Annotated in this window: 21 protein-coding genes; 5 read left to right on the forward strand and 16 right to left on the reverse strand. The window is 52.8% G+C overall.

All coding sequences use genetic code 11. The features are described from left to right. Window positions 1-60 precede the first annotated feature (60 nt). From uspG to rnk, 3 genes are all read right to left on the reverse strand, one after another. Window positions 61-489, reverse strand: a complete 429-nt coding sequence (gene uspG, locus V1566_RS08940; protein ID WP_331413031.1) for a universal stress protein UspG — start codon at window positions 487-489, stop codon at window positions 61-63. Window positions 490-657: 168 nt separating this feature from the next. After that, window positions 658-747, reverse strand: coding sequence for a small membrane protein YldA (gene yldA, locus V1566_RS08945; RefSeq protein WP_283771125.1), 90 nt, complete (start codon window positions 745-747; stop codon window positions 658-660). A 137-nt stretch (window positions 748-884) separates the two neighbouring features. Next, window positions 885-1,295 (reverse strand): nucleoside diphosphate kinase regulator, encoded by a 411-nt coding sequence (gene rnk, locus V1566_RS08950; protein WP_023334880.1) that lies wholly within the window; start codon window positions 1,293-1,295, stop codon window positions 885-887. 245 nt (window positions 1,296-1,540) lie between these two features. Here rnk and V1566_RS08955 point away from each other — a divergent pair, with 245 nt between their 5' ends. Continuing rightward, the gene (locus V1566_RS08955) at window positions 1,541-2,158 is read left to right on the forward strand and encodes a flavin reductase family protein (RefSeq protein ID WP_395305660.1); all 618 of its coding nucleotides are present in this window, start codon (window positions 1,541-1,543) and stop codon (window positions 2,156-2,158) included. Here the strand turns inward: V1566_RS08955 and rna are convergent. Together rna and dcuC are read right to left on the reverse strand one after the other, a co-directional pair. Continuing rightward, a complete protein-coding gene (gene rna / locus V1566_RS08960; RefSeq protein ID WP_395305661.1) occupies window positions 2,152-2,961 on the reverse strand; it encodes a ribonuclease I in 810 nt (269 codons plus the stop codon). The genes V1566_RS08955 and rna overlap by 7 nt on opposite strands. A gap of 94 nt (window positions 2,962-3,055) precedes the next feature. After that, window positions 3,056-4,423, reverse strand: coding sequence for an anaerobic C4-dicarboxylate transporter DcuC (gene dcuC, locus V1566_RS08965; protein WP_021242585.1), 1,368 nt, complete (start codon window positions 4,421-4,423; stop codon window positions 3,056-3,058). A 392-nt stretch (window positions 4,424-4,815) separates the two neighbouring features. Between dcuC and pagP the strand changes: the two genes are divergently transcribed. Both pagP and cspE read left to right on the forward strand, forming a co-directional pair. Next, entirely contained in the window at window positions 4,816-5,433 is a 618-nt protein-coding gene (gene pagP, locus V1566_RS08970) for a lipid IV(A) palmitoyltransferase PagP (RefSeq protein ID WP_395305662.1), read from the forward strand. A 190-nt stretch (window positions 5,434-5,623) separates the two neighbouring features. Then, a complete protein-coding gene (gene cspE / locus V1566_RS08975) occupies window positions 5,624-5,833 on the forward strand; it encodes a transcription antiterminator/RNA stability regulator CspE (RefSeq protein WP_000034825.1) in 210 nt (69 codons plus the stop codon). A gap of 220 nt (window positions 5,834-6,053) precedes the next feature. Here cspE and crcB read toward each other — a convergent pair whose 3' ends face one another. Continuing rightward, the gene (gene crcB / locus V1566_RS08980) at window positions 6,054-6,437 is read right to left on the reverse strand and encodes a fluoride efflux transporter CrcB (RefSeq protein WP_023310740.1); all 384 of its coding nucleotides are present in this window, start codon (window positions 6,435-6,437) and stop codon (window positions 6,054-6,056) included. A 67-nt stretch (window positions 6,438-6,504) separates the two neighbouring features. Between crcB and V1566_RS08985 the strand changes: the two genes are divergently transcribed. Together V1566_RS08985 and tatE are read left to right on the forward strand one after the other, a co-directional pair. Continuing rightward, the gene (locus tag V1566_RS08985) at window positions 6,505-7,293 is read left to right on the forward strand and encodes a deaminated glutathione amidase (protein ID WP_395305663.1); all 789 of its coding nucleotides are present in this window, start codon (window positions 6,505-6,507) and stop codon (window positions 7,291-7,293) included. Window positions 7,294-7,418: 125 nt separating this feature from the next. Then, window positions 7,419-7,622 carry a twin-arginine translocase subunit TatE gene (tatE, locus tag V1566_RS08990; protein WP_023310742.1) on the forward strand — a complete coding sequence of 68 codons (204 nt, stop codon included), beginning with the start codon at window positions 7,419-7,421 and terminating at the stop codon, window positions 7,620-7,622. An 81-nt stretch (window positions 7,623-7,703) separates the two neighbouring features. Here tatE and lipA read toward each other — a convergent pair whose 3' ends face one another. The 10 genes from lipA to rsfS form a co-directional block, all read right to left on the reverse strand. After that, window positions 7,704-8,669 carry a lipoyl synthase gene (gene lipA, locus V1566_RS08995; RefSeq protein WP_181594597.1) on the reverse strand — a complete coding sequence of 322 codons (966 nt, stop codon included), beginning with the start codon at window positions 8,667-8,669 and terminating at the stop codon, window positions 7,704-7,706. 207 nt (window positions 8,670-8,876) lie between these two features. Continuing rightward, a complete protein-coding gene (locus tag V1566_RS09000) occupies window positions 8,877-9,830 on the reverse strand; it encodes a YbeF family transcriptional regulator (protein ID WP_063143188.1) in 954 nt (317 codons plus the stop codon). Between the two features lie 291 nt (window positions 9,831-10,121). Beyond that, window positions 10,122-10,763: a lipoyl(octanoyl) transferase LipB gene (gene lipB, locus V1566_RS09005; protein ID WP_213328704.1), complete on the reverse strand. Its 642-nt coding sequence runs from the start codon at window positions 10,761-10,763 to the stop codon at window positions 10,122-10,124. A gap of 94 nt (window positions 10,764-10,857) precedes the next feature. Then, entirely contained in the window at window positions 10,858-11,121 is a 264-nt protein-coding gene (gene ybeD, locus V1566_RS09010; protein WP_006177135.1) for a DUF493 family protein YbeD, read from the reverse strand. Between the two features lie 106 nt (window positions 11,122-11,227). Further along, window positions 11,228-12,439, reverse strand: a complete 1,212-nt coding sequence (dacA, locus tag V1566_RS09015) for a D-alanyl-D-alanine carboxypeptidase DacA (protein ID WP_014069323.1) — start codon at window positions 12,437-12,439, stop codon at window positions 11,228-11,230. Between the two features lie 139 nt (window positions 12,440-12,578). Continuing rightward, entirely contained in the window at window positions 12,579-13,691 is a 1,113-nt protein-coding gene (gene rlpA / locus V1566_RS09020) for an endolytic peptidoglycan transglycosylase RlpA (protein WP_395305664.1), read from the reverse strand. Between the two features lie 16 nt (window positions 13,692-13,707). Next, window positions 13,708-14,820 carry a peptidoglycan glycosyltransferase MrdB gene (gene mrdB / locus V1566_RS09025; protein ID WP_023310746.1) on the reverse strand — a complete coding sequence of 371 codons (1,113 nt, stop codon included), beginning with the start codon at window positions 14,818-14,820 and terminating at the stop codon, window positions 13,708-13,710. A gap of 2 nt (window positions 14,821-14,822) precedes the next feature. Then, a complete protein-coding gene (gene mrdA / locus V1566_RS09030; protein ID WP_395305665.1) occupies window positions 14,823-16,724 on the reverse strand; it encodes a peptidoglycan DD-transpeptidase MrdA in 1,902 nt (633 codons plus the stop codon). A 28-nt stretch (window positions 16,725-16,752) separates the two neighbouring features. Then, the gene (gene rlmH, locus V1566_RS09035) at window positions 16,753-17,220 is read right to left on the reverse strand and encodes a 23S rRNA (pseudouridine(1915)-N(3))-methyltransferase RlmH (RefSeq protein ID WP_038159501.1); all 468 of its coding nucleotides are present in this window, start codon (window positions 17,218-17,220) and stop codon (window positions 16,753-16,755) included. Window positions 17,221-17,223: 3 nt separating this feature from the next. Beyond that, the gene (rsfS, locus tag V1566_RS09040; protein ID WP_395305666.1) at window positions 17,224-17,541 is read right to left on the reverse strand and encodes a ribosome silencing factor; all 318 of its coding nucleotides are present in this window, start codon (window positions 17,539-17,541) and stop codon (window positions 17,224-17,226) included. Between the last annotated feature and the right edge of the window lie 67 nt (window positions 17,542-17,608).

A 17,608-nucleotide genomic window follows, 5' to 3' on the forward strand; every position in this document is an offset into this window, starting at 1 on the left:
TAGAAGAAAGTAAGGTTACACCTGCAATAGCGAGAGGCCACCGAAAGGTGGCCTCTTTTTTTATCTTACGACCATCACCGGTATGTGGGTGTGGCGGATCACGCTGGAGGCGTTAGAGCCCAGCAGGTGCGTGGTAATGGAAGGGTTGCGCGAACCGATGACCACCACATCTGCTTTCAGCTCGTTCGCCAGTTCGTTTACCGCATCGCGTACGCTGCCGAATCTGACGTGCGTTTTGATCCGTGAAGGGTCGATGCTGAAGTGGCTGACCATGGTCTGCAGACGGGTTTCCGCTTCATGCTGCAAATGCTCCTCGAAGCGACGCACATCGGCGGCAAAGCGGTGAAGGCTCAGGCTGGCGGAGCCCGGCAGTACGTGCAACAGATGGATGACACCGTTCTGCTGCGCCAGGAACTCCGCATGGCGAACGGCCTTGTCGCTCAGCTCCATCTCAAAAACATCAACCGGCATAATGATTCTCTGATACATACCCGTTTCTCCTTGTTTATAAACGCTGAACTTATTCAACCACAAAATATTAATGGTTTCTGTAAGCACCCCGTCAGTTTTCTTCTCTCGCCAGGATAAATTGCCGCTGAGTAGACCATTAAGGGGCTGGTGGAGGTTTTCCGGGTGGGTTTGTATAAGAAGGCTCGCTTACCTGTGGCGTTCAAGGTAGAGCACGGCCGTGACGATAATCGCCACAAAAATCAGAAAAATAAGTGTGATAACCAGTATCTCACTCATGACCGTCCCCGCGGCACCAAAACAGATTAAGCGTGGATTAAGGCCGCTTAGCGCGATATAGGAAAATGGGGTGAATTTGCGGAAAGAGGATGCGGCTGCATCCTCTGTGCAACGCGGAAGCGCTTGTTCAGAAGAGGTTAACGCAGGTAATCGCCCGCGGCTTCCGGCTGGTAAAGCAACGCCAGCACTTCCAGGTGGGCAGAGGCGCCGCCTGGCAATTCCCAGTGGATGGTATCGCCCGTGCGAAGTCCCAGCAGTGCGGCACCCACAGGTGCAAGAACAGAAAGCTGTGCGCTGCTGTCGGTCATCTGAGCCGGGTAAACCAGTGTGCGGGTCAGCTCTTCACCGGTGGTCAGATTGCGGAATTTTACCTGGCTGTTCATGGTGACCACGTCATGCGGCATCGACTCAGGCGTGCACATCTGTGCCCGGTCGAGCTCCTCATTCAGGGCGTCGGCCACGGGAAGTGAGGCAAACTCTGCTTTTTCCAGCAGCCTGTCGATACGTTCTGCGTCGAGCTCATTGATGATAATTGTAGGTCTGGACATTTTTACTCCATGTCGTTAATGCTGCGTGTAACGCAGAAACCGATCCAAAAGAAAACCCTCGCCGTCTGGCAGCGAGGGTTTAACTCTCCCGATGATACTGGCTGAGCGCACAAGTTTGAAGTGATGAAGGTCACATTCATGGTCCATATGAATTTTCGCTGAAATTTATTCAGTCTTCATTCCGGGAGGAATACGTTACGCTGAGATCCTGAACCAGGGCGTCTGCCCACCAACGAGAGATAACTATGTACTTTTACCAACCGTCTCAGGGTCACGGCCTGCCGCACGATCCGCTGAACGCCATTATTGGTCCACGTCCGATCGGCTGGATCTCCTCATGCGATAGGGCCGGTCAGTTGAACCTCGCACCGTATAGCTTCTTTAACTGCTTTAACTATCGTCCGCCAATCATCGGCTTTTCCAGCAACGGCTGGAAGGACAGTGTGCGGAATATTACCGAAACGGGTGAGTTTGTCTGGAACCTGGCGACGCGCGGTCTCGCGCAAGCGATGAACCAAACCTCAGCAATGCTTCCCCACGATCGGGATGAATTTAGCTTCGCCGGGCTAACGCCTGCGGCCAGCCAGTTGGTTAACGCCCCCCGCGTCGCAGAAAGCCCGGTGAATTTTGAGTGCCGCCTGTCGCAGTGCATTCAGCTTACCGGTGCCGACGGCACGCCGGTCGATACCTGGCTGGTATTGGGGGAGGTGGTCGGTATTCATATTGCCGAAACGCTGCTGGAAGAGGGGATATACCAGACGGCAAAAGCGCAGCCCATCCTGCGTGCGGGTGGGCCGACGGCGTACTATGGCATCAGTGACGAAAACCGGTTTGATATGGTGCGCCCGGGCGCGGATCAGTAACCAGCTTTATCAATCACGAACTGTTTTCCGCAGTTACCCGGGTGTGGCTGCGGTGCAAATGATGCCGCAGAAAGCGGGTTGTTAATGGCGTCTGCCTTCAGTGAAATCTGCATCTCGGTGAGATACGCCGGGTTACCGTTGCAGGTCAGCTTGAACGCTTTAATGTTCTCCTTGCCCCAGCTTTTGGCAACGGCACTGTCAAAGTCACTGCGATTGACGGGTTTCCCGTAGTTCTCGGCGAGGAATTTACCGACTGCGCTGCTTTTAACTTCCTGATTCATCCGCACCATCGTGCCGAAATAGGCATCCGGATCGAAACCAAAACAGACACCATGTTTGGCATATTCGTAGCGTTCTAGGCAGGAATTCCCGCCCGCACCCGGCATCACGTCGTTGAGCTTTGCGGCAGCGGAAAGCGACAGCCCGGTTTCGGCGGCATTACATTTTCGGCTGGCCTTCACTTCCGGCATGTTCGGAATGGGGCGCGTGGCGCAGCCAAAACGCATCCATCGACGTTCATCCACGCCTCGTGAGGCAATAGATTTCGGCAGGCCAGGCCATAGCCCGTGAACGGTCAGAAAATCGGCTTTATTCTCGCGCTCTTTTTGCAGGCGACACTCGTCAGGTTCATTACGGTTGCGCTCGACCATGCTCTGGCAAAAGCCGGTTTGCCAGGACAGCGCCAGCACATAGCGATCGAAGTCGCCATACTGTGTTGCCTTCAGCGGTTCCGCCTGTGCGGAGAAGAGACAGAGTGCAAGCGCCATTGCGCCAGACGGGATGACGATATCCTTCCTGAACATATGATTTCCTGATCGAATGAGCACAATTAATTTCTGGAAGTTATTAAAGCACAAAAAGCGCCCGCAGGCGCTTTTTGGATATCCCTAATTTAGCTTAGGCCGCGCCGGGTACCAGCACTTCCGTGGCGATAATCACGATAATCAGGCCAACCATAACGGGCACCGATGTGCGTTTGACGACTTCGAATGGCGAGATTTTCGCCATCCCGGCAACGGCAACGACCACGCCCGACACCGGCGAAATGGTACGGCCCAGGTTTGACGCCTGCAGCATGGGAATGGAGAGATAGGCCGGGTTAATACCGGATGAGTGGGCCAGTTTTGGGATCATCTCAACGAAAGCATAGAAAGGCGCATTACCGGAACCGGTGGTCATGGCCGCCAGCATGGTGAGCACCACCAGAACCAGCATCAGGATAATACTGGCCGAGCCGAACGAGGTGGCGATAGAAATCAGGCTCTGGATAAAGCCGATCGTGCTCAGACCCTGGGCAAAAACGCCTGCCGCAACCAGCAGCATCACTACGCCAGCGAAGGCATCCGCCATACCGCGATACGCCACTTCCAGACCTGAGAAGACTTTTTGCGTGTTAAAACCGCGCACAAACTCCAGCACGGCGGCCAGCAGCATACAGATGACCAGAATGGTGATGATGTGCAGCTGTGGACCCCATTTGCCGTCAAAAATCAGCACACCGATGATCGGGGTGAACGGCAGAATGGCATAGAACGCGGGAGCGGTAGTGGTGATTTCACTCACGTCCATCATTTCATGGCTGATATTTTCTTTCTTATCGAGATAGCGCTGCCAGAAGAAATGCGCGATACCCATGCCCACGATGGCAACAATCGAGATCGGTAACGTGGTTTTAAAGGCGAAGTCGATGAGTGACATCTCAGCCGCCTTTGCCGCCAGCACAACATCGCCGGAGGTCGGGGAGAGAATAATGGCCGCCGGAGACGCGCAAATTGCCGCGGCCGCGCCACGGCTGATACCGACGTTCACCATGACCGGGAACAGCGTCGCCATGAGCAGTACGCCAAGTCCGGTAGCCGACGAAACGGCAAGCGACATCAGGCAGGCGAGGAAATAGGCCGCGACCATCAGGAGATACGGCGAGTTGATGTACTGCAGGGGTTTGGAGGCAAGCTTAACGACCATGTCGTTGGCGCCGATGTGGGTCATGTAGGCCGCAAAACCACACAGCATCATGATCATCATGCCCAGATCGCCGCCGCGGCTCATGAGCAATATTTTAATGTATTCAACAATATCTGTAGCGGTGTAACCGGTGCTGGTCGCGCTGGCAGGTAACACCTGGTGCCCCATTATTGCGCTGATAATCAGCAGTGTTAAACCGCCAACAAATAATACGCCCGTGGCCGAGTAGCCTTTTATGATGTAGCGAGCGACGCCGACAATGACGACGACCCCAATAAGGAGCTCGAATAACGTAAGCATGATTTCCCCTGTATCTCTGCTGCAATGGAGCACAAAAAATCAATAAAAAAAGAAGGATGAAAATGTGCCGAATAATTGGCCTGTTCTTGCTGATTAAAATCAATAAACAGACGACTAGAGAACCGAACCACCGTGTTTTGCCATGGTCCATACATTTATGTCATGAGGCCCTTGACCATCAGAAATAGCGCAATATGTCCTATTAATGATAACAAATTGTTAATATTTTGTGTGGTTTTTCATGTCGCTGATTAACAAGGCTTAATGTGGAAAACCGCACTCTTTGTGGGCTTATTTGTGCGTATCTCTCGCTTTCTTTAAGAATATTCCCGGAAAGAGGCCGAATAATTAGGAATAACGCCGATGCCGTTAAGCCTTGATTCAACTATTTTATGGTAAACTTTGCCTCGAATACTAAGAATGGTAATTGCATTGTGAGCGCACGTAATACATTTTTCTCTATTTTGTTGTTTATTTTTGGGCAGTTAACGTTTTCTTCTGTTGCACAGGCAGAAGGCAACGAGGCGGATAAAGGCTGGTTTTCAACCTTTACGGATAATGTTTCCCAGACATGGACGGCACCTGAACATTATGATCTCTATGTTCCGGCAATAACGTGGCATGCGCGTTTTGCTTATGACAAAGAGAAAACCGATAAATACAACGAGCGTCCGTGGGGCGCGGGTTTTGGCCAGTCTCGCTGGGATGAAAACGGAAACTGGAATGGCATCTATCTGATGGCCTTCAAAGACTCGTTTAATAAATGGGAGCCGATTGGGGGTTATGGTTGGGAGAAAACCTGGCGTCCGCTAGCGGACGAGAACTTCCACATCGGTTTGGGCTATACCGCCGGGGTCACTGCACGTGACAACTGGAAATACATCCCGATACCGGTGCTGTTGCCTTTGGCTTCTATTGGCTATGGCCCTGCAACGTTCCAGATGACCTACATCCCGGGGACTTACAACAACGGAAACGTTTACTTCGCCTGGATGCGTTTTCAGTTTTAACTGACAAAACGTTACATGGCGGTGAAAAAACGTGCAGGTGTTGATTCATAAGCGATAAAAATCTGTCAGTGAAAATTAACGCGACTTTAGTCACTTTTTATCAAAGAACCGCTGGACAAAAGGTCCCACAATTGATGTACTGGTAACCGACACAGCATTTGTGTCGTTTTTTAATGTAAAGGTAATTTTGATGTCTAAGATTAAAGGTAACGTTAAGTGGTTTAATGAGTCCAAAGGATTCGGTTTCATTACTCCTGAAGATGGCAGCAAAGATGTGTTCGTACACTTCTCTGCAATCCAGACTAATGGTTTCAAAACTCTGGCTGAAGGTCAGCGTGTAGAGTTCGAAATCACTAACGGTGCCAAAGGCCCTTCTGCTGCTAACGTAATCGCTCTGTAATTCAGACGCGTCAGCAAGAATTTCAAAACCCGCTCACTGAGCGGGTTTTTTTTCGTTTTGAATCAGCCAAGCAAATACATTTTCAGGAAGCTGGCAACGATCAGCACGCTCAACAACACCATTCCTGCGCTCATCAGACTCTGTTTCATTCTGTCACCCTCGTTCAGTACTGCATCCAGAGTGACAGAGAAAAATTAAGCCAACATTAACGGTTCGGCTGTTAATGCGCGCTTGCGGAAGAAAATAGCCAAAATGCGATCCCCGTCATCGCAAAGGAGCCGAACATATTGATCGCCATATTCATCAGTGCCCAGCCGATACGGCCTTCCTGAAAGAGAAAAACCGTTTCCGCAGAGAAGGTTGAGAAGGTTGTCAAACCGCCGCAGAATCCGGTGGTAATCAATACCTTCCACATGGGGTCGATGTGCGTCATTCGGTTAAACCAGGCCAGCCCCATGCCGATGATAAAGGCACCAATCAGGTTAGCGGCAAGCGTCCCCATGGGAATCGCCTGATGCAGGGGGTTAAACCGCATACTCAGAAACCATCGCGCAACGCTACCCGTTCCCCCACCAATAAAAACGGCTAAAAGTAGTTGTAACACGCTAAATACCTGCTATTTGATGTGTAAGAGAAGCGAGTTTAACGCCGTTTATGATGAGGGGACAAATATGTATGTTGCGGTAGGGCAATTTGTGGTCACGCCTGACTGGCATAAAAATGCGCTCACGTGTGTCAACCTGATGATACAGGCCCGGCAGAACGGTGCGTCGCTGCTGGTTCTCCCTGAAGCGCTGCTGGCCAGGGATGATAATGACCCGGATTTATCCGTGAAGTCGGCGCAGCCGCTGGACGGCGAATTTTTACAGCAACTGCTCGCCCAGAGCGCGGGTAATACCATGACGACGATTTTAACGATCCATGTTCCCTCAACGCCGGGTCGAGCAGTCAATACGCTTGTGGCTATCCGTAGCGGGGTCATTGTCGCACGCTACGCCAAGCTTCATCTCTATGATGCGTTCAGCATTCAGGAGTCGCGTCGTGTTGACCCCGGAGACAGTATCCCCCCGCTGCTGGAGATTGAGGGATTTAAGATCGGGTTAATGACGTGCTATGACCTGCGTTTTCCCGAGCTGGCGCTGCATCTGGCGCTGCAGGGGGCGGACGTACTGGTACTGCCTGCCGCGTGGGTCAGAGGGCCGTTAAAAGAGCACCACTGGGCAACGCTGCTTGCGGCGCGCGCGCTGGATACAACCTGCTATGTTGTTGCCGCAGGGGAATGTGGCACGAAAAACATCGGGCAAAGCAGGGTGGTTGATCCGCTGGGGGTGACGATCGCCGCCGCCGCTGAAGCCCCGCATTTGCTGGTGGCGGAGATAAACTTAGAAAGAATTGCGCTTGCGCGCCAGCAATTACCTGTTCTTCGCAATCGTCGGTTTGCGCCACCGCAATTATTGTGATGTTTTTTTCAACAACGCTTGATTCACCTTGTTACAGATTGCTATTGTGTGCACGCGCTAAATGACCGTTAATACAGTCAGGTTTTGGCGCTGAATGCAGCCTGTTTTAAGTAAAGAAGGTATCTATGGGTGAGATTAGTATTACCAAACTGCTGGTGGTTGCCGCACTGGTCGTCCTGCTGTTTGGTACCAAGAAGTTACGCACGCTGGGTGGTGACCTGGGGGCTGCCATCAAAGGCTTTAAGAAAGCGATGAACGACGATGATGCAGCGGCGAAGAAAAGCGCCGAGGATGACGTCCCGGCAGACAAGCTTTCTCACAAAGAGTGACAGCAACGCCTGAGGGCTTGCGAAAAAAAACCGGCTCATGAGGCCGGTTTTTTTGTATTACTGTAAAAGAATATTACAGCATTATTTAACTTCTTCGCCTTTTGCCTGCATATCGGCATGGTATGAGGAACGAACGAATGGGCCGCAGGCAGCGTGGGTGAAGCCCATCGCCATCGCTTCGGCTTTCATTTCATCGAACTCGTCCGGGCTCACGTAGCGCTGCACCGGCAGGTGGTGACGGCTTGGCTGCAGATACTGTCCCAGGGTCAACATGGTTACACCGTGTCGGCGAAGATCGCGCATCACCTCAATGATTTCGTCATTGGTTTCACCCAGACCCACCATCAGACCCGACTTGGTCGGAATATGCGGATGCGCTTCTTTGAAACGCTCCAGCAGTTTCAGAGACCAGTTATAGTCAGCTCCCGGGCGGACCTGACGGTAGAGACGCGGCACGTTCTCCAGGTTGTGGTTAAACACATCTGGCGGCGTTGCGGTGAGGATATCCAGCGCGCGGTCCATACGGCCACGGAAGTCAGGCACCAGCGTCTCGATTTTGATACTAGGGCTTTTCTCGCGAATGGCCGTAATACAGTCGGCGAAGTGCTGAGCACCGCCGTCACGCAGATCGTCACGGTCAACGGAGGTGATCACCACATAACGCAGCGCCATGTCGGCGATGGTCTGCGCCAGTTTCTGGGGTTCGTTAGCATCAGGTGCGACTGGACGGCCATGAGCAACATCGCAGAACGGGCAGCGGCGGGTGCAGATAGCACCCAGAATCATAAACGTCGCGGTACCGTGATTGAAACATTCAGCAAGGTTCGGACAAGAAGCTTCTTCACACACGGAGTGAAGGCCATTCTTGCGCATCGCCGCTTTGATCCCCTGGATACGCGAAGAGTCGGCCGGAAGTTTGATTTTCATCCATTCCGGTTTTCTTAACAGCGCCTCGCGCTCTGTAGCCACGTTTTTAACCGGGATAAGGGCCATTTTATCGGCATCGCGGTATTTAACACCGCGTTCCATCACAATGGGTTTACTCATAGCGTGCGTGTTCCAGTTGCGAATATCGAAGGAAAGCGTTTCAATTCAAGGGAATGTTGTATTTATCAACTATTTTTGAACGAACGACAGGCAGTATATCATTGAAACGGTCGTTAAAGCAGCCTGCCAGATCGCCAATTTGTAAAATAGTTGTTGTTTTGTGCCTTTTGCCCTGCGGGTTGCAGGGACTTGTGCTGGCTAAACCTGTCAGAAGGCCTGACGGATGATGCGGATGACGTTTTCCAGGACCGGATCGCGCAAACTCAGCTTGTTGTAATGCAGTGAAATCTCGATAGATTCCGCATTAAGCTGACTGAGCGGAATGCTCTCCAGCGGCCAGCATTTTCGTAGCAGGCTATACAGGCGTGATGGCATAACGCACAGCATGTCGCTGCTGCCAATCAGAGATGCGGTGGTGAACATATTGTAACTGCTGAAGCTGATCTGACGTTCCGGGAAAATTTCATCAATACGCTGACGAAGCGCATGGTTAGACTGCCCTTCGGTCATGAAAGAAGAGTGGTCGTAGTTGCGCAGGTTTTCGATGGTCAGCGGTTCGCTGAGAACCGGATGCTGCTGCCGGCAAACCAGCACCAGATTATCTGCATAAAGCACATTTTGCCCCAGCGCTCTGGCACTGAAGCTGCCGCTTTCAATAATCAGGTCCGTCTGGAACTGCGCAAGCTGAATGTCAGGTTCATTGAGCGGCACATTGCGAAGCAGGAGCTGCGGAGCATGCTCTTTCACGGCCTGGAAGATCGCCGGCATCACCAGCACGCCCACAGAAGGGGAGCAGCCGATGGTGATGGTTCTTTGCTTATCATAGCTCCCGGTTAAATCCAGTGCGCCCAGAATCGACTCCAGCCCCTGGCTGATGTACTCGTGGAGATGCGTGGCGTAAGCCGTCGGCGTTACCCCCTGGCCCTTGCGGATAAATAACGGGTCAGGAAATATAGCGCGTAGCTTTTGGATTGACTGGCTTATTGCTGATGGCGTGAGATTAAGAATTTTCGCAGCGTTAACGATACCCTTGTGGACATATACTGCCTCAAAAATAGTCAGTAAATTGAGATCAATATTACGTAAAGTCCGAAAAATTTGCGGCTTGTCTTCGCCACCAGGTTCATTCAGTCGTTTGGCTGGTAAATTATTATACTCCACGCTTTCACTCCGTATACATTCACAATATGAATGATAGTTGAATTTATTTATTATGCTTGTAGAGATTCGTAAAGTGTTGGTTTTGTTTCACTTGTTTATCAAAAGCAAACAGTTGTGTGATAATTGCTCACGTTACTTATGCCGTGTTTGCCGTGCTTGCTGGAGGCTAAATAATATGTAGCGGTAATATTCGGGCGCTTCGAAAATATAGAATCTATGGATTATTGTAAAGTGCAAAAGCGGTAAATAAACAGCGGCCCGTCAAATTATCGAGCCCTGTTGTACGATATATTAAGCAGGGATATATTCGTGCGGTGGATTGTTAAGTAGTGCTAACACGTTCTTCAAAAGCACGGGACGAATATTTTCTGGCGTAGCGGTTTCGACCCACTGGCACATTTGCGTCATTTCCATGCCGGCGTAGCCGCAGGGGTTTATGCGCTGGAATGGCGCGAGGTCCATATTAATATTCAAGGCCAGGCCATGGAATGAGCAGCCTTTACGAATACGCAGCCCCAGAGAGCAGATCTTCATTTCCCCAACGTAGACACCCGGCGCATCGGCGCGTGGATGCGCGTCAATACCATATTCCGCTAGCGTGTTGACGACAGTTTGTTCCAGCAGGGTCACTAGTTCACGCACGCCCAGCTTTCTGCGTTTCAGATTTAGCAGGACGTACATCACCTGCTGCCCTGGCCCATGGTAAGTGACCTGACCGCCGCGATCGCTCTGGATAACCGGGATATCTCCCGTCATTAATAGATGCTCTGCTTTACCCGCCTGACCCTGCGTAAATACCGGCAGGTGTTCGACCAGCCAGATTTCATCTGGGGTGCTGTCATCGCGTGAATCGGTGAAGTCATGCATGGCCTGGGAGACAGGCTCATAAGGTTGCAGCCCGAGGTGACGGACCAGAATTTTATCCTGATACAAAACTGCGTCTCCGAAGACGAGGGACAAAAGGTGTGGGGGAGTATATCACAGCGGGGAGAGGGGTTACCCGGCAAACCGGGTAACCGCAAAGGGACTACAGCACCATACGAACGATTTCGATATTGCCGAGCTCTTCGTACAGCGTTTCCACCTGCTCAATGTGTGTCGCAGTGATGGTAATAGAAACCGAGTGGTAGTTGCCCTTGCTGCTTGGTTTTACTGACGGAGAGTAGTCACCCGGCGCATGGCGCTGTACCACTTCAACCACCTGATCAACCAGCTCAGGTTTCGCCAGACCCATTACTTTGTAGGTAAATGAGGTAGGGAATTCAAGCAGTTCGTTAAGTTTGGTTTTCATGTCAGCTCCGGCGTAACGTCAAAAAATAATAACTCCCACGTCAGGTGGGAGTTATCAGGATACTTAGTATATGGGGATCAAAATCACACTTTCAAGTGTTCAATTTTTAACCAAACCAGTGGTGGAACATCAATTTAATGTAATCAATGATTTTGCCGAAGAAATTGCCTTCAGGAATTTCTTGCAGAACAACCAGCGGACGCTGATCGATCGTTTTTCCATCCAGCTGGAAGTTGATGGTGCCCACAACCTGGTTTTTCTGCAGTGGGGCATGCAGCTCGGTGCTGTTCAGCACGTAGCTGGCTTTCAGATCCTTCATGCGACCGCGCGGAATGGTCAGGTAGAGGTCTTTATCAACGCCGAGAGAAGCACGGTCGTTGTCGCCGAACCAGACGGGTTCAGAAGCAAACTCTTTGCCTGCTTTCAGTGGATTCACGGTTTCGAAGAAACGGAAGCCCCAGGTCAGCAGTTTCTTACTTTCGGTTTCACGACCTTTAAAGGTGCGGCCTCCCATCACGGCAGAGATCAGACGCATCTGACCTTCAGTGGCAGAGGCCACCAGGTTGTAGCCCGCTTTGTCGGTGTGACCAGTTTTAATGCCGTCAACATTCAGGCTGTTATCCCACAGCAGGCCGTTACGGTTGGTCTGACGAATACCGTTGAAGGTGAACTCTTTCTCTTTATAGATAGAGTATTCATTAGGGACATCGCGGATCAGCGCTTGACCAATCAGGGCCATATCACGTGCGGAGCTGTACTGACCGTCTGCGTCCAGGCCGTGTACGGTCTGGAAATGGCTGTTTTTCAGACCCAGCGCGGTTACGTAGCTGTTCATCAGGCCCACGAAGGCATCCTGGCTACCGGCGGCGAAATCGGCCATCGCCACGCAGGCATCGTTACCCGACTGCAGGTTGATACCACGAATCAGCTGGGAAACAGGAACCTGCATACCCGGCTTCAGGAACATCAGAGATGAACCTTTGAAGACAGGGTTCCCGGTTGCCCACGCATCGTTACCGATGGTGACCAGATCCGATTCTTTGAATTTACCTGCCTTCATCGCCTGACCGATAACGTAGCTGGTCATCATTTTGGTCAGGCTGGCCGGGTCACGGCGGGCATCGGCATTCTGTTCTGCCAGCACTTTGCCAGAGTTGTAATCGATCAGGATGTAGGATTCCGCGTCGATTTGCGGAACGCCAGGGATCATGGTCTTGATATTCAGGTCATCGGCGTGAGCTGCAGAGAGCGCAGCAGCGCAAAGGGCCGTGGTCAGCGCCATGCGCTGCACAAAACGAGCAGAAAAAGTGGTCTTCATGGTCAGAACTACGACATCCGTGATGGAATTAAAAAAAGTGCCTTACTATAGCAAATGCTATTCAGGCAGGCATCCGACTTTAAGCATGAGTTTGTGAATGTATTTTACACTAACTGACAATTCAGATGCCGCCGGTTCATTATTTCGCAACAGCGATAAATGACTGAAGTTGAGCTTCATTTTGCAGCCGCTGCTGAAGGGATGCTGCCTGCGATTTGCTGGCAAACGGCCCCATCTGAATGCGCCAGACCGCGCCGTTCTGCTCAACGCGTCCTGGTACGCCAAACTGCTGGCTCAGACGCTGTTGATACTGTTTGGCCCGGGCCTGATCGCTCACTGCGCCTACCTGAACCACATAGCTACCGCTGGCCGCTGCCGGAGTCGCCGCCGCCGCACTTTGCGTGGCCGCTGGCGCCGTTACGGGAGCTGGCTGGGCGGCTGGCGCAGCTACGGGAGCAGGCGCTGGAGTGGGCTCACTGCCTTCCAGCACGCCCGAGGCTAAGGTCGTCGGTGCGCCAAGAAAGCCGCTACTCTTTACCGGCGCGCCGGTAGCATCCTCGCTTTGCAGCGTATCATTGCTGATCGGGCGTATTTCTCCCCCCGGCTGAGCAGGCTCTGCCGGAGACGAGACGCTTCCCATTCCGCCGTCAAGATTTGGGCGGTCAGGAAGGGCATAGGTCTGTTTTGCCACCGTCGTACACGCGGTACCCGGCCCGGAGAGCGAACCATCCTGCGCGACGATAATCGGGTCAATACGGACTTTGGTGTTGTTGGAGGTGTTCAGACGATCGGCTGACGCGCGCGACAGAGAAATCACCCGGTCATTCCCGTAGGGACCGCGGTCGTTGATACGCACGACGATCATGCGGCCGTTAGCCAGGTTGGTGATACGGGCGTAGCTCGGGATCGGCAGCGTTGGGTGTGCCGCCGTCAGTTGCATTGGGTCGAACGCTTCCCCGGAAGCCGTCAGGTTACTGCCCGGCTCGGCATCATAAATAGCGGCAAAGCCCGCCTGACTGAAACGGGAAGGATCCTGAACAATTTTATAGCTTTTGCCGTCGCGCTCGTAATCCTGATTGGCACTGGCATTCAGCGGTTCATAAACGGGATCGGCACCGCTGATTTCAACGATTGGGCCATTACACACCGCAGGCTGCGGCGGCGCGACGGTTGCCTGTTGCTGACCATCATCACTTGTGCAGGCCGCAAGTAAACTTGCCGCAATGCAGATCCCCAGCCACTGCTTACGCATTCCGATCCCCTTATTTTTATACGCTTTTTGACAACATTTTTCTGTGGGTATGGATCGACATCACGATACCAAACCCGGCCATCAACACGATCAGTGCCGAGCCTCCGTAACTCACCAGCGGCAGCGGTACGCCTACCACCGGCAGAATACCACTCACCATACCAATATTTACGAAGACATAAACGAATAAAATCAGCATCAACCCGCCAGCCATGACGCGACCAAAGGTGGTTTGGGCACGCGCTGCAATCCACAATCCCCGCATGATCAGCAGAACGTACAGCGCCAGGAGTATCAGGATACCGACCAGCCCAAGCTCTTCCGCCAGTACGGCAAAGATAAAATCGGTATGGCGTTCCGGTAAGAATTCCAGCTGCGACTGCGTGCCGTGCAGCCAGCCTTTACCGCGCAGCCCGCCGGAGCCAATCGCAATCTTGGACTGAATAATATGATAGCCCGCGCCCAGCGGATCGGTTTCCGGATCGAGCAGCATCATGACGCGCTGGCGCTGGTAATCATGCATCAGGAAGAACCAGAGGATAGGAATGAACGCCGCAATCAGCACCACCGCGATACCAATCAGACGCCAGCTCAGCCCCGACAGGAAAAGGACAAACAGGCCGGAGAGGGCGATCAGGATTGAGGTTCCGAGGTCAGGCTGCGCCGCAACCAGCAGCGTCGGCAGGAAAATCAGCACCAGCGCGATGGCGGTATTTTTCAGCGACGGCGGACAGACGTCGCGGTTGATAAAGCGTGCCACCATCAATGGAACGGCGATTTTGGCGATTTCCGAAGGCTGGAAGCGGACAACGCCCAGATCCAGCCAGCGCTGCGCCCCTTTTGAAATGGCGCCAAACGCATCTACCGCAACCAGCAAAATAATACAGAATATATAGAGGTAGGGCGCCCAGCCTTCGTAGACGCGCGGCGGGATTTGCGCCATCACCACCATAATGATCAGACCCATGGCGATCTGGCCGATTTTGCGCTCCATCATGCCGATGTCCTGGCCGCTGGCGCTCCAGATAACCAGGGCGCTGTAAACCAGCAGAGCCAGCAGGATCAGCAGCATAGCTGGGTCGATGTGGATTTTGTCCCACAGCGATTTTTTATTTGGATTATCCGTCATGATTATTGGTCCTCCACCGCAGCGGCGGCCGGGTTTTCAGCCGGCAGTTCGGTGTTGTTATCACCCAGCATAATGTGATCAAGGATCTGGCGCATGATGGTCCCTACTGCTGGCCCGGCACCGCCGTTCTCCAGAATCATCGCCACCGCGACCTGCGGGTTATCATAAGGGGCAAACGCCGTCATCAGCTTATGGTCACGCAGACGTTCAGCAATGCGGTGCGCGTTATAGGTTTCGTTGGCTTTCAGACCAAACACCTGTGCAGTACCGGACTTTGCGGCCACTTTGTACGGCGTACCGGTGAAGTACTTATGTGCGGTACCGTTCGGGCGGTTTGCCACGCCGTACATACCGTCTTTCGCAATTTCCCAGAAGCCGGAATGAATGTCGCCCACCGGGGCCTCGTGCGGCTGGTTCCACGGTACTTTTTTGCCGTCTTCAACCGTGCTCTGCAGCAGATGAGGCACTTTAACCACGCCGTCATTGATGAGGATCATCATGGCTTTGTTCATCTGAATCGGCGTCGCCGTCCAGTAGCCCTGGCCGATACCCACCGGAATGGTGTCACCCTGATACCACGGTTTTTTAAAGCGCTTAAGCTTCCATTCACGCGTTGGCATGTTGCCAGAACGTTCTTCTGAAAGGTCAACGCCGGTGTAATGCCCGTAGCCGAATTTACTCATCCACTCTGACAGGCGGTCGATACCCATGTCATACGCCACCTGATAGAAGAAGGTATCCGCAGATTCTTCCAGCGATTTGGTGACGTTCAGATGACCGTGGCCCCATTTTTTCCAGTCACGATAGCGCTTATCTGAACCCGGCAGCTGCCACCAGCCCGGGTCAAACAGGCTGGTATTACGGTTGATGACGCCGGCACTCAGCGCAGAGACCGCCACGTACGGTTTAACCGTTGATGCCGGCGGATAAACCCCTTGCGTCGCGCGGTTCACCAGCGGCGTGTTCGGATCGTTCAGCAGTCCGGAATAGTCTTTACTGGAAATGCCGTCAACGAAGAGGTTAGGGTCATAGCTAGGCATGGAGACCATTGCCAGGATGCCGCCGGTACGAGGATCGGTGACCACAACGGCTGCACGGCTGCCCGCCAGCAGGGTTTCGATATACTGCTGAAGTTTAAGATCGAGCGTCAGATAGACGTCATGCCCCGCCTGAGGCGGCACTTCTTTCAACTGGCGAATCACGCGGCCGCGGTTGTTAACTTCAACCTCTTCATAGCCGGTTTGCCCGTGCAAAACGTCTTCGTAGTAACGTTCGATCCCCAGCTTACCGATATCGTGCGTTGCAGCGTAGTTAGCCAGCTTGCCGTCTTTATCAAGGCGGTCGACGTCTTTGTCGTTAATCTTGGAGACATAGCCAATCACATGCGTCAGCGCGGAGCCGTAGGGATAGTAGCGACGCTTATACCCCTTCACTTCCACGCCGGGGAAGCGGTACTGATTCACTGCAAAGCGGGCGACCTGAACTTCCGTCAGATTGGTTTTAACCGGAATGGAGGTGAAACGATGAGAGCGGGAGCGCTCTTTTTTGAACGCCGCGATATCGTCATCGTTAAGGTCGACAACGCTTTTCAGCGCTTCCAGCGTATCCTGAACATTATCGACTTTTTCCGGCATCATCTCGATTTGATAGATGGTGCGGTTTAACGCCAGCGGGGTGCCGTTACGATCGTAAATAATGCCGCGACTGGGGGCGATAGGCACCAGCTTAATACGGTTTTCGTTTGAACGCGTCTGGTAGTCGGTAAAGCGGACAATTTGCAGATTATAAAGGTTGGCGATCAGCACGCCGGTAAGCAGCAAAATCCCGGTAAAGGCGACCAGCGCCCGGCGCACAAACAGCGCGGACTCAGCCGTATAGTCGCGAAAAGAATTCTGTAGTTTCATCCGCTGCTTAATCTACCCTGGTCAGTCATTACTCGCGGTGATAGGGGTGGTTGGTAGTAATGCTCCACGCGCGATACAGGCTTTCTGCCACCAGTACCCGGACGAGCGGGTGGGGAAGCGTCAGCGCGGAGAGGGACCAACTTTGTTCAGCCGCTGCTTTGCAGGCGGGGGATAACCCTTCTGGTCCGCCAATCAACAGACTGACATCACGGCCATCCTGCTTCCAGCGCTCCAGTTCGAGCGCCAGCTGCGGCGTATCCCAGGGTTTTCCTGGAATATCGAGGGTGACGATGCGGTTTTTGCCTGCGGCAGCCAGCATCAGTTCGCCCTCTTTATCGAGAATACGTTTGATATCCGCGTTCTTGCCGCGCTTCCCGGCGGGAATTTCCACCAGTTCGAACGGCATGTCTTTTGGAAAGCGACGCAGATATTCAGTAAAACCGGTTTGTACCCAGTCCGGCATTTTGGTGCCGACAGCGACCAGCTGCAACTTCACGCATTAACCCCAGAGTTTTTCCAGCTCATACAGGCGACGGCTCTCGTCCTGCATGACGTGGACAATCACATCGCCGAGGTCGACCACCACCCAGTCAGCCGTCGCTTCACCTTCAATGCCCAGCGGTAATAGCCCTGCTGCACGCGATTCCTGAACCACGTGATCGGCAATCGAAACAACATGACGCGTCGATGTACCGGTGCAGATGATCATGCAGTCGGTAATACTGGATTTACCCTTAACGTCGATAGCGATGATGTCCTGACCTTTCAGATCATCAATTTTGTCAATAACAAAATCCTGGAGTGCTTTACCCTGCAAGTTTTCCCCCTGGGGTGAATGAGATTGTAAAACGTTGAATTCGTAGCCAGACAGTATACCTGAACTC

The sequence above is a fragment of the Enterobacter sp. ECC-019 genome, from assembly GCF_043974075.1.
Taxonomy (GTDB): domain Bacteria; phylum Pseudomonadota; class Gammaproteobacteria; order Enterobacterales; family Enterobacteriaceae; genus Enterobacter; species Enterobacter asburiae_D.

Bases quoted from the DNA above. Each gene is read 5' to 3' on its own strand.
- tatE (WP_023310742.1), top strand. From the start codon at position 7,419: ATGGGTGAGATTAGTATTACCAAACTGCTGGTGGTTGCCGCACTGGTC.
- dacA (WP_014069323.1), bottom strand. From the start codon at position 12,439: ATGAAGACCACTTTTTCTGCTCGTTTTGTGCAGCGCATGGCGCTGACC.
- pagP (WP_395305662.1), top strand. From the start codon at position 4,816: ATGGTAAACTTTGCCTCGAATACTAAGAATGGTAATTGCATTGTGAGC.
- rna (WP_395305661.1), bottom strand. From the start codon at position 2,961: ATGTTCAGGAAGGATATCGTCATCCCGTCTGGCGCAATGGCGCTTGCA.
- V1566_RS08985 (WP_395305663.1), top strand. From the start codon at position 6,505: ATGTATGTTGCGGTAGGGCAATTTGTGGTCACGCCTGACTGGCATAAA.
- V1566_RS08955 (WP_395305660.1), top strand. From the start codon at position 1,541: ATGTACTTTTACCAACCGTCTCAGGGTCACGGCCTGCCGCACGATCCG.
- ybeD (WP_006177135.1), bottom strand. From the start codon at position 11,121: ATGAAAACCAAACTTAACGAACTGCTTGAATTCCCTACCTCATTTACC.
- dcuC (WP_021242585.1), bottom strand. From the start codon at position 4,423: ATGCTTACGTTATTCGAGCTCCTTATTGGGGTCGTCGTCATTGTCGGC.
- mrdA (WP_395305665.1), bottom strand. From the start codon at position 16,724: ATGAAACTACAGAATTCTTTTCGCGACTATACGGCTGAGTCCGCGCTG.
- lipA (WP_181594597.1), bottom strand. From the start codon at position 8,669: ATGAGTAAACCCATTGTGATGGAACGCGGTGTTAAATACCGCGATGCC.
- cspE (WP_000034825.1), top strand. From the start codon at position 5,624: ATGTCTAAGATTAAAGGTAACGTTAAGTGGTTTAATGAGTCCAAAGGA.
- yldA (WP_283771125.1), bottom strand. From the start codon at position 747: ATGAGTGAGATACTGGTTATCACACTTATTTTTCTGATTTTTGTGGCG.
- rlpA (WP_395305664.1), bottom strand. From the start codon at position 13,691: ATGCGTAAGCAGTGGCTGGGGATCTGCATTGCGGCAAGTTTACTTGCG.
- rnk (WP_023334880.1), bottom strand. From the start codon at position 1,295: ATGTCCAGACCTACAATTATCATCAATGAGCTCGACGCAGAACGTATC.
- mrdB (WP_023310746.1), bottom strand. From the start codon at position 14,820: ATGACGGATAATCCAAATAAAAAATCGCTGTGGGACAAAATCCACATC.
- uspG (WP_331413031.1), bottom strand. From the start codon at position 489: ATGTATCAGAGAATCATTATGCCGGTTGATGTTTTTGAGATGGAGCTG.